The organism is Thermus sp. FJN-A (genome assembly GCF_054655095.1).
On record NZ_BAAHSC010000127.1, the window covers coordinates 1 to 325 of the forward strand.

Below are 325 nucleotides of genomic sequence, written 5' to 3' on the forward strand. Positions count from 1 at the left end.
GGGTGGGGGAGGATGCGGCGAACCTGAGGCTTCGAAAAGACCTCGAGGCCGGACTCGGTAAACCCCAGGAGGGCCTGCGCTACCCTTACAGCATGAGGTTTCTTCGGGGTCTGGCGTGGACGGTGCTCATGGGCCTGGCCTTGGCCCTTTCTTCCCAAGGCAGGCTCCAGGGCCCCGTTCAGGTGCTCAAGGTGGTGGACGGGGACACGGTGGAGCTTCAGGGCCTCGGGCCGGTGCGCCTCATCGGGGTGGACGCCCCGGAGTCCACCTACAACCACCGCACCTCGGGCCCCGAGGAGGTGAGGCTCGGCCTCGAGGCCAAGGC

The 325-nt window shown here is 68.0% G+C and carries 1 protein-coding gene; it reads left to right on the top strand.

All coding sequences use genetic code 11. The features are described from left to right. Positions 1-92: 92 nt before the first annotated feature. Positions 93-325 (top strand): thermonuclease family protein (locus ACYQ0J_RS00660; protein WP_460170274.1); only part of this gene is annotated, 233 nt, incomplete at its 3' end.